The organism is Parageobacillus caldoxylosilyticus NBRC 107762 (genome assembly GCF_000632715.1).
Lineage (GTDB): Bacteria > Bacillota > Bacilli > Bacillales > Anoxybacillaceae > Saccharococcus > Saccharococcus caldoxylosilyticus.
On the sequence record NZ_BAWO01000008.1, the window covers coordinates 56,171 to 70,374 of the forward strand.

Consider the following 14,204-nt stretch of genomic DNA (forward strand, 5'->3'; position numbering starts at 1 on the left):
TCCTTTATGTACTTTTCCTTTATATATTACGCAAGAAGCACTGTCATCAGACGCTTCCATTACCGCCTATCTTTCATATCGTTTCCCTTATGAAACCGGAACCAGCCGTTCCGTTTAAACCAGAAAAACATCGAAAGTGCAATGAAGGCCATTACCCCGAGAACGGTAAAATAGCCGTATTTCCAATGTAGTTCCGGCATATAATCAAAATTCATTCCATAAATGCCGACAATAAACGTTAACGGCATAAAAATGGTCGTAATGACGGTTAATGTCATCATAATCGTATTCATTCTGTTTGAGTTTAACGACAAATAGCTATCGCGAATATCCGACGTAATCTCGCGGTTCGTCTCAATCATTTCCGACAGTTTCAATAAATGATCGTGAATATCGTGAAAATACAATTGCCGCTCTTTCATCCGCTGCAGGCGGTCGGAATGGATAATTCGATACAATAAATCGCGCATCGGTACAATCGTTCTACGCAGCTTCGATAAGTCGCTGCGAATATCAAACACTTTTTCAATAATTTCTTGAATCGTCTCATCATTCGTGTTCTCCTCTAATTCATTCAATACATCTTCAATATGGTAAATCGGTGGAAAATAGTCATCGACAAGTTTATCGATAATGCGGTACATGACATGAAAAGGGCCCTGCTGAAAGTCTTCCTCGTGTTGAATTCTCATCCATACTTCGTTTACGGCGTGAATCGATTGCTTATGAAATGAAACGATAAAATTTTGTCCGACAAACAAATCCACTTCCTCTGCTTCAAGAGAGTTTCCATCAATGGCATGCAACACAACAAACAAATACCGATCATAAAAATCGAGCTTTGGCCGCTGCACATACTCTAAACAGTCCTCAATCGCCAGCGGGTGGAAGTGAAAGAACTCGGCAAGCAGCTTTGCCTCGTCTTCTGTTGGTTCATGAAAATCCACCCAATACCAGGAAACATCGTCACTGTTTACATACGGAAGCGAAACATCATATATAACCTCAAAATCTTTTGTAATGACGCACGTTCGGATCATGAAAACCACCCTGTGCCCAAAATTTGCTTTCTTTACTTTATCATAACCGAAAAGCTGTTATATCCCAACTAAAAAAGGGTATATGTATGGTGTAAAGAAAAAAATGACAAAAAATATTTATCGAAATTTTCTTTACTTTTTAATCAAAAATGATGATAATATAAAAAAGGGAATTTATCGATTCCCAAACAGGGAGGAATCACATATGTATGAAAAACAGTATCCTCACGAAGGCGCTATTTTATTTAACCAAACGGAAGAAAAAAGCAGCTATGGTCCGCTTGCCGAGAAAGTGTTAGCACAAGCAATCTTTCAGTTTCAAAAACAAAAGTTGATGGAAAAAATTGATGAAGCTCTTATCGCACGAAACAAGGCCCTCTTTCTCGAACTTTCCGCCCAATATAATGAGCTTCTAAAAAAATACGGTGCGTAATTAAAGGAGAGAAATATGTTGGAGTGTGAAACGTCAGAGTCGTATTGTCAAATAAGGTGAGTCCCTTTCTCGTCAAATGTTCTGACAAGAAACGAAGGGGACTCACTTTTATTTTTCCATTTTCAGCGGCAAACATGATAAAATGTGGACAGACGATCACAATGGAAGGATGACGATGAGTGGAACATTTGATTCATTCTCGCGTAAAAAATATAGAAATATCAGGGATTCGTAAATTTTTCAACATGGTGGCAGACCGTCCTGATTTAATTTCATTAACGATCGGACAGCCAGATTTTCCGACGCCGGAGCATGTCAAAGAAGCAGGGAAAGAAGCGATTGCCGCCAATTTTACCACTTACACCCATAATGCCGGTTTTCTTGACCTGCGGGAAGCAGCATGCCGTTTCGTTGCTGAAAAGTACGGATTATCGTATGAACCTGATGAGGTGATTACCACCGTCGGAGCAAGCCAAGCGCTTGACATTACCTTCCGTACGATTTTGGAAGCAGGTACGGAAGTGATTTTGCCTGGACCCGTCTATCCGGGGTACGAACCGCTCATTCAACTGTGCGGGGCAAAACCCGTATATGTTGATACACGTGCCAATGGATTTCGCTTATCAGCGGAGTTAATCGCTCCTTACTTGAACGAGCGGACGCGCTGCATCGTACTCCCATACCCTTCAAACCCGACGGGAGTCACTTTATCAGAACAAGCCCTGCGAGAAATTGCCGAACTAGTAAAGGGGCGGCCGATTTGGATTGTTTCCGATGAAATTTATAGTGAGCTTGTTTATGATGGCAGACATCATTCCATCGCTAAATGGCTGCACGACCAAACGATTGTGATCAATGGGTTGAGCAAATCGCACTCGATGACAGGCTGGCGCATCGGGTTCGTATTCGCACCCTCCTTTGTGATGAAACATATGATTAAAGTGCACCAATATAGCGTTTCCTGCACCTCTTCGGTGTCGCAAAAGGCGGCGCTGGCCGCTTTAACGGCAGGAAAAAATGATGCAGTGGCGATGCGCAACCAATATAAACAGCGGATGGAATATACGTACGACCGCCTTGTCCGCATGGGGCTTCAAGTGGAAAAGCCCGACGGCGCCTTTTACTTGTTTCCATCGATCGCTCCGTTCGGTCTATCCTCTTTTGATTTTGCCCTTGATGTGGTCCATAAAGCCGGCGTCGCGCTCGTTCCCGGCAGCGCTTTTTCCAAATATGGCGAAGGATATGTGCGCCTTTCATACGCGTATTCCTTTGATGTGCTGAAAGAAGCTCTCAACCGTTTAGAGCGATACATAAAGGAAAAACAGTGGGCGCGATAAACAAAAGCGCCCACTGTTTTTGTTTGACAAGCTATGGAACAAGAATGAGCTTTCCATGCGTTTTTCGTGACTGAAGCAGTCGATGCACATCCGCGGCTTGTTCAAGTGGGTAGACACCGCCAATCGTCAATGTCAGCTTTCCGGTTTGCACATATGTCAATAATTCATGCAAACTTTGCTGATATAACGTTTGCTTTCTCATGATTTGCGGCAAAAAGAAGCCGATGACCGCTAAATTTTTCCCCATCAGCCGCGCCGGGTTCATGCGCGTAAACTGTCCGCTCGCCACGCCGTAGACGACAAGCCGGCCAAACGGCGCCAGACACTCCAGTGTCTGATGGAAAATGTCGCCGCCGGCCATCTCGAGCGCCACATCGACGCCTTTTCCGTCTGTCGCCCTTATCACTTCGTCCTTCCAACTTTCTTTTGTATAGTCGACAGCGACATCAGCGCCAAGTTGCATTGCCATCTCTCGTTTTTCCTCGGTACTGGCGGTGGCGATCACTTTGCCGGCGCCAAAAAGTTTTGCAAGCTGAACCGCAAGCGTGCCAACGCCGCCTGCCGCCGCATGAACAAGCACCGTTTCCCCCTGTTCTAAGCGCCCCATCGTTTTTAAAATATGGTAAGCACTCAATCCTTGGACGGGAAGGGCGACGGCCTGTTGCACATCCAACCCATCGGGAAGCGGAATGACAGCGCGCTCATCAACGCTGGCATATTCCGCATATCCTCCCGATTCGATTAAGGCAACGACGCGCTGTCCAACACGTACCGTACTTGTTTCTTCGCCAACTTCACAGACAACACCGGCTACCTCTGTTCCCGGCACAAACGGAAGCGGAGTCGGGACGACGTAATGGCCTTCGCGGCGCGCCGTATCGGCATAGTTGACGCCAATCGCCTCCACTTTGATCAATACGCTCCGCCCCGTTGGCACAGGGCGGTCCACCTCGATCACCTGCAATACTTCCGGGCCGCCGTACTCCGTAAATTGCACCATTTTCATCTTTGCTTCTCCTTTCTGTTGCCTCTTCTAGTCTTTCTGCGAAAGAAATAAAAACTTTTTCGGGATTAAACTTATATAGCCAGTTGCGTTTTGTTCTGTAAGTCAGCAATGCGGCGGTTGCGTTCCATTGCCCCATGATCGATTAGTTCGTTAAAGCGGCTCGACAAGCAAGCCATCGATGCCGGTCTTTGCTTAAATGGGCAAAAGCCTCTTCATACAGAAAATGACCGCCTCGTTGCATCGTGAATTTCTCCTCCCAATCCTGTTTTTTCAAATACGGGAACAACGGAAAGTGCGCCATGCTGATTAATATAATCGATATCCCGCTCCAAGCCGTGCGCCGTCATCCATTGTCCGACCCGCGAAGAGGCAAGCACCGTTTTCCCCGCGTTTTCCGTCTTGTATTTTTCGTAAAAAAGCCATGCCGCCATGGCGCTATCGGACAAGTCTCGGGCAGAAACACCGTTTTGCAGCAGGCAGGAAATAAAATAGCCCGCCCCGTAAAAATCTTCTAGACAAAATCGCCCTGATGAACCGGAGCAGATCGCGACAATCGTTTCTGACGCATGCCGTTGGCAAATATGCTCGCTAAGCGCCGGTCCGTTCAGCAGGCTCCCGACGTAAAGATGATTGGCATGCATCGCCTTGCGGATCGCTACCGTGCCATTTGTCGTTGATAAAATAATCGTTTTTCCCGGACAGAACTTTTGCAAAAAAAGCGGCGCTGGAGAATGAAAGCCGTCAATCGTCCGGCCTTCGTACTCGCCGACAAGCTCATAGCTCCCGTTTGGAAGGAGACGGGATTTTTCCCGTGCTTCCTCAGCATTTCGCACTGGGATGACGGAAGCAGCGCCAAACGAAAGCGCTGCGGTAATCGTGGAAGTAGCAAGCAAAATGTCGAACACAACCGCTATTTTCCCGTCTGTTAAAGCTGTTTCATCAATATCTTCTTTACGAAAGACGACATGTACTTTCGCCATGGATTCACCTCAGCTCATTGCTAATTGCCATGCATGTTGGACGAGTGACTGAACAAACTTCCCCAAATCGCGGAAGCGTTCGTCATTCGTCTGTCCGCGGCGGTAGCGATAATAAATTTGCTGGCAGATGACAGCGAGTTTAAAATAAGCAAACGTTAAATAAAAGTGCATATTCGAAATATCCCGTCCGCTTTTTTCAGCGTATGCCCGAATAAATTCCTCGCGCGTATAAAAGCCGGGATAAACGGTCACCGGCGTTCTGCCAAATCCGTTTTTCAACAGCGGCGGATCGTCCTTTTCAATCCAGTAGCTCATCGCCACGGCCAGATCAGCAAGCGGGTCGCCGACGGTCGACATTTCCCAGTCAAACAAGCCGACCATTTGTGTGACATCATCTTCGGCAAACAGCGCATTGTTTAATTTATAATCATAGTGGATAATCGTCGCTTCGCTGTTTTCCGGAATGTGACTCACAAGCCATTTCGTCAGCGCTTCCACTTCTTTAATCTCATCCGTTTTCGCCCGCTTATAGCGTTGAATCCAGCCATGTACTTGCCGCTCCATAAATCCTTCCGGCTTTACCATCTCGACAAGACGCGTTTTTGTATAATCAAGCTGATGTACTTGTACGAGCGTATCGACCATCGTTTCCGAGATTTTCCGGCATCGTTCTTCTGTCGGGGCGATGTGCGCCGGAAACTCCGTATCTAGCACGATGCCACGGCGCCGTTCCATCACAAAAAATGGACTGCCAATAATCGATTCATCCTCGCAAAATAATAACGGTTTCGGAGCCAGCGGAAAAAGCGGATGAATTTCCTTCAGCCATGTGCTTTCCCGCTTCATATCATGCGCTTTCGGCGGAACGGGGCCAAACGGCGGACGCCGCAAAACGGCTTCCCACTCTCCGCATGACAGCAAATACGTTAAATTGGAACGTCCGGCAGAAAACTGTCTGACTTGCAGCGTTCCTTCCGGAAAATCCGGCAGTGTTTTTCTTAAAAAGTCACCTAGTTTTTCAACGGGCAGCTCTTCTCCTTTACGTACAGGGATGATCGCCGTCATGGCTATACCTCCTTTCGATTACAGGCGTTTGACGGTTTGTTGGTCATATACATGCCGTCCTCTTCCCCTTTTTTCAGCCGAGATGTCCCTGTTTCACTTTCTCCTGAATATGTCTTGCAATGTTGTTTTATATCCGCCTAAAGCGCAAAGCATAGCGATTTGGTGTCCCATTGAACCGGCACCGGTCACAGCAACACGTTGAATAGGCATTTTTTCTTCCTCTTTTTTAACTGACCAGTCAGTATGGAAAGTGCAGACTATTTGGCACGTTTATGCCAAGTAGTCTTATTTCACTTTTTCTCCATTCCTTCCAGCAAAATCGCAACCATATGTTCCGCTACCTCGAAATCGCTCAATTCCCCATCAGGCCGAAACCATTGGTAGCTCCAGTTTGCCGCTCCTAAAACGGTCAGCGTTGCAATGGAAGGTGGCAAATCGTCACGGAGCTCGCCGTTTCTCATTCCTTCTTCTATTAACGATTGCAAGTTGTAACGAAACAAGTCCCGCTTTTCTACAATTTTTTTTAAATGTTCTGCATTTAAATGCTTCATTTCGCGGAAAAAAATGCGCGCCTGTCTTCCTTGTTTCTCAATGCTATGGATGAGCATATAGACGATTTCAAACACTTTTTCCTTAACCGTCTTCGCAGCATCTTCCATAATGTTTTTTTGCTTTTCGAGCAGTCCTTCAATATAGCGAAGATGGATATCCATTAATAATTCTTCTTTGCTTTTAAAATAGTAGTAAAACGTTCCTTTTGTCACGCCAAGCATATCCATAATATCTTGAATGGAAGTTTCGCTAAACCCTTTTTGTTCAAATAGAGCGATGCTTGCCGCCATAATTTTTTCTTTCACGCTCTTCCACCTTTCCCTCTATCATGTTCGTTATCGCCATTCTATCATAAAACGGTCAAGCCCGTCTGGCAACAGGCAATGGAGCTTGACCGTTTGGGAAGAGCGGATTTTTTCTTATTTCGAACGGAGCGCCTCTTCACGGAGAGTGCGGCGCAAAATCTTGCCAACGTTTGTTTTTGGCAATTCGGAGCGAAACTCGATCATGCGCGGCACTTTGTAGGCGGCTAAATTTTGGCGGCAATGCGCGATAATCTCCTCTTCGCTTGCCTGCTTGCCGTCTTTTAAGACAATAATCGCTTTTACTGTTTCGCCGCGGTATGCATCCGGCACGCCGATTGCTACCGCTTCTTTTACTGCTGGATGTTCATACAGCACTTCTTCAATTTCGCGAGGATAAATATTGTAACCGCCGGCAATAATCATATCTTTTTTCCGGTCAACGATGGTTACATATCCTTCTTCATCCACGGTTGCCAAGTCACCCGTATATAGCCATCCATCCCGAAGTGCCACCGCTGTTTCTTCCGGCATGTTCCAATATCCTTTCATCACCTGCGGGCCGCGAATAATTAACTCTCCTACCTCGCCTGGCTTAAGTTCTTCTGTTCCGGTAGCAACATCGACAATTTTGTATTCTGTCATCGGCATGCCGATGCCGACCGTTCCCGGTTTCCTTTCAGCAAACGGCGGATTGCAGTGCGTTACCGGCGATGCCTCCGATAAACCGTATCCCTCTAACACAGCAGCTCCGGTTTTCGCTTCAAACTCCCGCATCAGCTCTAGAGGCATCGGCGCGCTGCCGCTGTTGCACGTTTTAATGCTGTTGATGCCGTATTGCTCTACCCCTGGTGTATTCGTAATTGCGACATACATTGTCGGCACTCCAGGGAAAACAGTCGGTTGCTTCTCTTTAATCGTCTCTAACACTTCCTTCAGTTCAAAACGCGGCAATAAAATATTGTTGGCACCGACATAAATCGCCATATTCATGCCCGATGTCATCGCAAACACGTGGAAAAGCGGAATTACCGTAAAATACCGTTCTTTTCCCAACTCATAGGTGCCTTTGAAAAATTCGGCACATTGCATGACGTTCGCTAAAATATTGCGATGGGTGAGCATCGCTCCTTTCGAACGTCCCGTCGTTCCGCCCGTATATTGCAGCACCGCAACATCATGCTCCGGCTCGATCGGAACAGGCTGCACGTTCCCGCTTCCTTGAGCAAGAAACTGTTCAAATGTCACATCGTTTGCATCTAGCGAATGAGAGGAGGATGGCTGAAAGCTGACGACGATGGCCCGCTTCATTGGCGTATGATCACGCACCGCCTGCAGCCGTGGGTAAACGGCATCATAAATCACGATCGTTTCTGCTCCTGAATCCGTCAGCAAGTGGATTAACTCGCGTTCCACAAGCATCGGATTTACTTGTGTCACAATCGCGCCGATGCGCAAAATCGCATAGTAAGCGATCACATACTGAGGACAGTTTGGCAGCATAATGGCAACACGGTCGCCTTTTTGGACGCCTTGCTGCTGCAAGCTCGATGCAAACTTCTCCACAGCATGGGCAAGCTCGCCGTACGTAATCACTTTATCATAGAAAGTCAAAGCTGGATTGTCGCGATATTGCTTGGCCCGTTCTTGCAAAATATCGCATAATGTGATGTTGGGAATATCGAACCGAAATGATACATGTTCTGGATATAATGCCGCCGCTTTCTTTTCATTCACTTTTCCTTTCCTCCTTTTAAGCGCCTGAGGCGTGGCTGCCACCATCGACAACAATTAACGCTCCTGTCACAAAATCAGAGGCCGGAGACGCTAAAAATAATACCGCTCCTTTTAAATCATCTTCGCCGCCAAATCGTCCTAACGGCGTATTTTGCAACACTTTCTGCCCGACTTGCTCAAGGACGACTTTTGACATTTTCGTTGGAAAAAACCCCGGCGCGACCGCATTGACATGAATTCCGTATCTTCCCCATTTTACGGCCAAATCTTTCGTAAACGTAATGACGGCCCCTTTGCTTGTGTTATAACCAATGGTATTTAATATTTCCGGATTCGTTCCGCCAAGTCCTGCGACAGAAGCAATATTGATGATTTTGCCGCTCCGTTGCTTGATCATTACTTTGCCGACCGCTTGGCTCATGAGAAATGTTCCGGTCACATTGACGTTGATGACTTTTTGCCATGCCTCCAGCGGCATTTCTTCCACTGGTGCTCCCCATGTCGCGCCGCTGTTATTGACTAAAATATCAATTTGCCCAAATTCATCCACCGTTGTTTGGACGACGCGCTGCACATCCTCTGGATTCGTGACATCGCATTTTAATGCAAGCGCTTTTACGCCAAGCTGTTCTAACTTTTCTTTCACTTGTTCGCACGCTTCCAGTTTTCGCGAACATACAACGACGTTGGCACCTGCCTCTGCCAGGCCGGTGGCAATCTGTTCGCCAAGCCCGCGTCCCCCTCCGGTAACGATGGCCGTCTTTCCTGGTATTTTAAATAAGTCTAGTACATGCATGACTCCTCTCTCCTTTTTATTGATATTGTCGTAACTCTAATTTAGCGATTTGATTTTTATGCACTTCATCCGGCCCGTCGGCGAGGCGAAGCGTACGGGAGTTCGCCCATAGCGCTGCGAGCGGGAAGTCATTGCTGACTCCAGCGGCGCCAAATGCTTGGATGGCCCGGTCGATCACTTTTAAGGCAACGTTTGGCGCGACGACTTTAATCATGGCAATTTCTTTTCTCGCCTCTTTATTGCCGACCGTATCCATCATGTATGCCGCTTTCAATGTAAGCAGCCGTGCTTGTTCGATTTCGATCCGTGACTGGGCAATCCAATCGCGAATGACGCCTTGTTCTGCAAGCGGCTTTCCAAACGCAACTCTTTTTTGCACGCGCTGGCACATCAACTCAAGCGCCCGTTCGGCCGCACCGATCAGCCGCATGCAATGGTGAATTCTCCCCGGACCAAGCCGCCCTTGGGCAATGGCAAATCCTTTTCCCTCTCCCCAAATAATATTTTCTTTTGGGACGCGGACATGGTCATACGTAATTTCTGCATGGCCGTGTGGAGCATGGTCATAGCCAAACACCGGAAGCATCCTCTCAATTTTCACGCCTGGCGTATCAAGCGGTACTAGAATCATAGATTGTTGCTCATATTTTGGAGCATCCGGATTTGTTTTTCCCATGACGATGGCAATTTTGCAGCGCGGATCGCCAGCTCCTGACGACCACCATTTCCGTCCGGTAATAACATATTCGTCTCCATCGCGGACAATGCTTGCAGAAATGTTCGTCGCATCACTGGAGGCAACGTCTGGCTCTGTCATGGAAAAACAGGAACGGATTTCCCCGTTTAATAACGGAATCAACCATTTTTGCTTCTGCTCTTCCGTGCCGTAGCGGACGAGCACTTCCATATTTCCCGTATCCGGAGCGCTGCAATTAAATACTTCCGGCGCAATCAGCGAACGGCCCATGATCTCGCAAAGCGGCGCATACTCCAAGTTCGTCAGCCCTGCCCCGTATTCACTATCCGGCAAAAATAAATTCCAAAGCCCTTCTTTTTTCGCTTTTGCTTTTAATTCCTCCATAATCGGCGGAACGCCGGACCATCTGGATTCTTGTGCATTCAGCTGTTCCTCATATACCTTTTCATTCGGATAAATATAGTCTTCCATGAAAGCGCTTAATTTCTTGATCAACTCTTTGACTTTCGGCGAATAAGAAAAATCCATCGCTTCCCCTCCCTTTTTATACTAACCGGTTAGTATGTAACCTTATTTTTACTATAACCCTATTTAAAGAAATATTCAATATTTTTTGATAAATAGCAATAAAGCAGCATCATTAGGATGATGCCGCTTTATTCTTGGATATAGCGTTTGTATAAAGCTTGCGTGCCGCTGTTTTCTTCCCCTGCTTTTGCCAGCTCCTCATACATTGATTTTGCCAGCTCCAGCCCTGGCAGTTGCAAATTCATTTTTTCTGCTTCTTCTAACGCAATTTTCATATCTTTAATAAAATGCTTCACATAAAAACCTGGCTTGAAGTCGCCGGAAAGCATCCGAGGGGCTAAATTGCTCAACGACCAGCTCCCCGCCGCTCCCTGGGAGATGCTTTCTAGTACTTTAAATGGATCCAATCCTGAACACTTCGCATAGGCAAGCGCTTCGCAAACACCGATCATGTTGGAGGCGATCGCAATTTGGTTGCACATTTTTGTGTGCTGACCGGCTCCTGCTTTTCCATGAAGAATAATGTTCGTTCCCAGTCTTTCTAAAATCGGCTTGCACGCCGAAAACACTTCTTCATCCCCGCCAACCATAATCGTCAATGTTCCTTGTCTCGCACCGATATCGCCGCCGGAAACCGGGGCGTCAAGCGCATAAATATTTCTTTTTTTTGCTTCTTGATAAATTTTTTTCGCAAGCGTGGGGGTAGAAGTGGTCATATCAATGACATAGGTTCCTTCTTTCGCATTCGCCAAAATTCCTTCGTCGCCAAAATATACTTCTTCGACATCTTGCGGATACCCAACCATCGTAATCACTACATCCGCTTCTTTGGCAAGCTCCGCAACTGTTTCTTTCCATACTGCCCCTTCTTCGATGAGATCATTGGCTTTCTCTTTCGTCCGGGTGTAAACAAGTAGCGGATATCCCGCTTTTAATAAATGGCGGGCCATGCTTTTTCCCATTACGCCAAGACCAATAAAACCGATCGCTTTCATTTTGCTTTCCCCTCCCTGCTCGTTCACAAAAATGCCCCTTGGAAAAAATAAGGCATCATTCTTCTTTTGTCAATTCAAACAGAAACAATGGTGCTTAAATCGCTTTCACCATTCCTCCGTCAACGATCAACGATTGGCCGGTAATATACGAATTCGCTTCGGAAAGAAGGAAAGTAACCACATTAGCAAATTCTTCCGGTGTGCCATAACGGCCGAGGGGAATCGCGCTTTTCATCCGCGCTTCCATTTCTTCTTTCGAAATTCCCAATTTTTCGGCATTGATTTTGTCTAAAAAGGCAACCCTCTCCGTCGCGATGCGCCCCGGCGCTACTGTATTAATTAAAATATTGTACGGTGCAAATTCCACAGCCAATGTTTTGGTTAAACCGACGATGCCAGTGCGGAACGTATTGGATAAAAGCAAGCCCGGAATCGGCTCCTTAATGGAAGAAGAAGCGATGTTGACAATTTTGCCGCCCTTTTTCTTCAAGTATGGGAGCGCTTCTCGAATCATGCGGATATAGCTAAGCAAATTCAATTCAAACGCATGATACCAATCTTCGTCGCTAATCGTTTCAAACGTTCCCGCTGGAGGTCCCCCAGCGTTGTTCACTAATAAATCAATGGTTCCATAAGTGTCTACCGTTTTTTGCACAAGACGACGAATATCTTCTACCTTCGTAATATCTGCTTGAACGTGGGCAACTTGTCCTTTATGTAAATCTCGTAATTCTTTTTCCACCTCTTGCAGCTTCTCTTCATTTCGGCTTGTAATCATGACATTTGCCCCTTCCAACACAAGCTGGCGGGCAATGGCTTTCCCAAGGCCTTGACTGGATGCGACGACAAGTGCAGTTTTTCCTGACAAGCGCAACTCCATATCTTTTCCTCCTTGTTGTTATACATGTTTTTATTTAAAAGTTATTCGCTATATTTTATCGCTTTTCCTTCTTTACTTTTATAGATTAAAAAGGTGTTCCTTTCTTCGCCACAAAAAATCCCCTCCCAAGTAGACTCCTAAGAATATCATATCAGATGTTCTCTTTTTTCGCTGTCTACCTGTAGGGGATCATACCACTTTCGAATCAGCCTCTTTTTTCTCCATCCATTATGGAACGAAATTGTTTCATTTCTTCATCTACATTCACTTTCGCTACATGAAATGGATTTTCTTGGTTGGCTAGTTGCAACGGGCCTATATCGCTTCGCACTCCTAATGTATCTCCTTCTGTCGCGAGTGCATCGTTTAGAATTCCCTCTCTTTCCCCATCGAAATGAAAATCATGAGGGTGATCGTTTCTTCCGCGCTCTGGCATGCTTATACCTCCTTTTCTGTCTATTTTTCCTTCCAATCGAACAAATCATTCCTTTTACAGTGGCGCGTTGTTTTCCATAATACGAAAAAAGAGGCGACCCCAAAAACGATTTTTGGAGTCTGCCTCCTTTTTATCAGCTTTCTAATAGAAGGTCTTCTGGATTTTCGATCAAGTCTTTTACCGTTTTTAAGAAGCCGACCGCTTCTTTCCCGTCAATAATTCGATGGTCATACGATAACGCCACATACATCATCGGACGATTTTCGATTCGTTCTTCGTCAATCGCAACCGGACGAAGTTTGATAGCATGCATCCCTAAAATCCCAACTTGCGGACCGTTCAGCAGCGGCGTAGAGAAGAGCGACCCGAACACTCCACCGTTGGTGATCGTAAACGTTCCACCCTGCAAATCGCTCAGCGATAATTTGTTGTTGCGCGCTTTCGCTGCCAACTCGGCGATATCGCGTTCGATTTCGGCAAAATTTTTCCGGTCGCAATCGCGCACCACCGGAACGACTAAGCCCTCGTCGGTAGAAACGGCGACACCGATATCATAGTATTTTTTCAAAATAATTTCGTCGCCTTGAATTTCCGCATTCACATAAGGATATTTTTTCAGCGCTGCTACCGTCGCTTTGACGAAGAATGACATAAATCCGAGACGGACGTCGTGTTCTTCGAAAAATTTATCTTTTTTCCGTTTGCGCAGTTCGATGACGGCAGACATATCGATTTCGTTGAACGTTGTCAACATCGCCGTAGACTGTGTTACTTCTAACAAGCGCTTCGCAATCGTCTGACGGCGGCGCGACATTTTCTCGCGGACAACCGGTTTACCGTCATCTTGTTTGAAGGCAGCTGGGGCCGGCTGCTGAACCGGCGGGGTAAATGAGGCCGGTTGCGCATGCGGCTGCACTTGCTGCTGGACAAAGGACTCGACATCTTGTTTGCGAACGCGTCCTAGCGGATCGACCGTAGGAACTTGCGTTAAATCGATGCCTTTTTCACGTGCGATTTTCCGCGCTGCCGGCGAAGCAATCGGGCGCTGTGCCAGATGATTGCCAGCCATGACTGGTTGTTCTTGTTTTTCTTCCGTTTTGACCGCTGTTTCTTTTGTTTCTTGCACTGCTTCCGGCGTTGCTTTGGCTGCTGCTTCTTGTGCAGCCGGCTGAGCAGCCTGTCCTTCGCCAATGACAGCGATCGCTTGCCCTACGGCGACCGTATCCCCTTCATTTGCTAAAATTTGCTGCAATACTCCGGATTCTTCCGCCATAATTTCGACGTTCACTTTATCTGTTTCCAACTCGCAGATCGATTCGCCTTTTTCGACGTAGTCGCCAGGTTTTTTCAACCATTGCGCAATGGTTCCTTCTGTGATAGACTCTGCTAATTCTGGAACTTTGACTTCAGCCACGTTGAT

General features: G+C 46.6%; 14 protein-coding genes and 1 pseudogene. 2 read left to right on the top strand and 13 right to left on the bottom strand.

Features of this window, described 5'->3' with window-relative positions; genetic code table 11:
* Positions 1-59 precede the first annotated feature (59 nt).
* Entirely contained in the window at positions 60-1,040 is a 981-nt protein-coding gene (gene corA, locus GCA01S_RS03775) for a magnesium/cobalt transporter CorA (protein WP_017434610.1), read from the bottom strand.
* Positions 1,041-1,245: 205 nt separating this feature from the next.
* On the opposite strand from corA, the gene GCA01S_RS03780 reads away from it, so the two are divergent.
* Together GCA01S_RS03780 and GCA01S_RS03785 are read left to right on the top strand one after the other, a co-directional pair.
* On the top strand, positions 1,246-1,473 hold the full coding sequence (locus GCA01S_RS03780; protein WP_017434609.1) for an IDEAL domain-containing protein: 228 nt from the start codon (positions 1,246-1,248) through the stop codon (positions 1,471-1,473).
* Positions 1,474-1,652: 179 nt separating this feature from the next.
* On the top strand, positions 1,653-2,810 hold the full coding sequence (locus GCA01S_RS03785) for an aminotransferase A (protein ID WP_042407338.1): 1,158 nt from the start codon (positions 1,653-1,655) through the stop codon (positions 2,808-2,810).
* A 31-nt stretch (positions 2,811-2,841) separates the two neighbouring features.
* Here GCA01S_RS03785 and GCA01S_RS03790 read toward each other — a convergent pair whose 3' ends face one another.
* The 12 genes and pseudogenes from GCA01S_RS03790 to odhB all read right to left on the bottom strand — a co-directional run bounded on the left by GCA01S_RS03790 (position 2,842) and on the right by odhB (position 14,198).
* On the bottom strand, positions 2,842-3,816 hold the full coding sequence (locus GCA01S_RS03790) for a quinone oxidoreductase family protein (RefSeq protein ID WP_042407341.1): 975 nt from the start codon (positions 3,814-3,816) through the stop codon (positions 2,842-2,844).
* A 212-nt stretch (positions 3,817-4,028) separates the two neighbouring features.
* Positions 4,029-4,796 (bottom strand): 2-phosphosulfolactate phosphatase, encoded by a 768-nt coding sequence (locus GCA01S_RS03795; protein WP_017434606.1) that lies wholly within the window; start codon positions 4,794-4,796, stop codon positions 4,029-4,031.
* 9 nt (positions 4,797-4,805) lie between these two features.
* Positions 4,806-5,861 carry a phosphotransferase family protein gene (locus tag GCA01S_RS03800; RefSeq protein WP_042407343.1) on the bottom strand — a complete coding sequence of 352 codons (1,056 nt, stop codon included), beginning with the start codon at positions 5,859-5,861 and terminating at the stop codon, positions 4,806-4,808.
* 108 nt (positions 5,862-5,969) lie between these two features.
* Positions 5,970-6,071: pseudogene (locus GCA01S_RS19165) on the bottom strand (3-hydroxyacyl-CoA dehydrogenase NAD-binding domain-containing protein); the annotation flags it as partial.
* A gap of 80 nt (positions 6,072-6,151) precedes the next feature.
* Complete coding sequence (locus tag GCA01S_RS03805; RefSeq protein ID WP_081587203.1) at positions 6,152-6,703, bottom strand: TetR/AcrR family transcriptional regulator; 552 nt, start codon at positions 6,701-6,703, stop codon at positions 6,152-6,154.
* 129 nt (positions 6,704-6,832) lie between these two features.
* Positions 6,833-8,452: a long-chain-fatty-acid--CoA ligase gene (locus GCA01S_RS03810; protein ID WP_017434602.1), complete on the bottom strand. Its 1,620-nt coding sequence runs from the start codon at positions 8,450-8,452 to the stop codon at positions 6,833-6,835.
* 16 nt (positions 8,453-8,468) lie between these two features.
* Positions 8,469-9,248, bottom strand: coding sequence for an SDR family oxidoreductase (locus GCA01S_RS03815; protein ID WP_042407346.1), 780 nt, complete (start codon positions 9,246-9,248; stop codon positions 8,469-8,471).
* A 16-nt stretch (positions 9,249-9,264) separates the two neighbouring features.
* Positions 9,265-10,473 (bottom strand): acyl-CoA dehydrogenase, encoded by a 1,209-nt coding sequence (locus GCA01S_RS03820; RefSeq protein WP_017434600.1) that lies wholly within the window; start codon positions 10,471-10,473, stop codon positions 9,265-9,267.
* A gap of 128 nt (positions 10,474-10,601) precedes the next feature.
* Complete coding sequence (locus GCA01S_RS03825) at positions 10,602-11,495, bottom strand: NAD(P)-dependent oxidoreductase (protein ID WP_255212255.1); 894 nt, start codon at positions 11,493-11,495, stop codon at positions 10,602-10,604.
* Between the two features lie 67 nt (positions 11,496-11,562).
* On the bottom strand, positions 11,563-12,348 hold the full coding sequence (locus tag GCA01S_RS03830; protein WP_042407350.1) for an SDR family oxidoreductase: 786 nt from the start codon (positions 12,346-12,348) through the stop codon (positions 11,563-11,565).
* A gap of 205 nt (positions 12,349-12,553) precedes the next feature.
* Positions 12,554-12,784, bottom strand: coding sequence for a hypothetical protein (locus tag GCA01S_RS03835; protein WP_042407354.1), 231 nt, complete (start codon positions 12,782-12,784; stop codon positions 12,554-12,556).
* Positions 12,785-12,917: 133 nt separating this feature from the next.
* Positions 12,918-14,198: a 2-oxoglutarate dehydrogenase complex dihydrolipoyllysine-residue succinyltransferase gene (gene odhB, locus GCA01S_RS03840; RefSeq protein ID WP_042407357.1), complete on the bottom strand. Its 1,281-nt coding sequence runs from the start codon at positions 14,196-14,198 to the stop codon at positions 12,918-12,920.
* Positions 14,199-14,204: the final 6 nt, after the last annotated feature.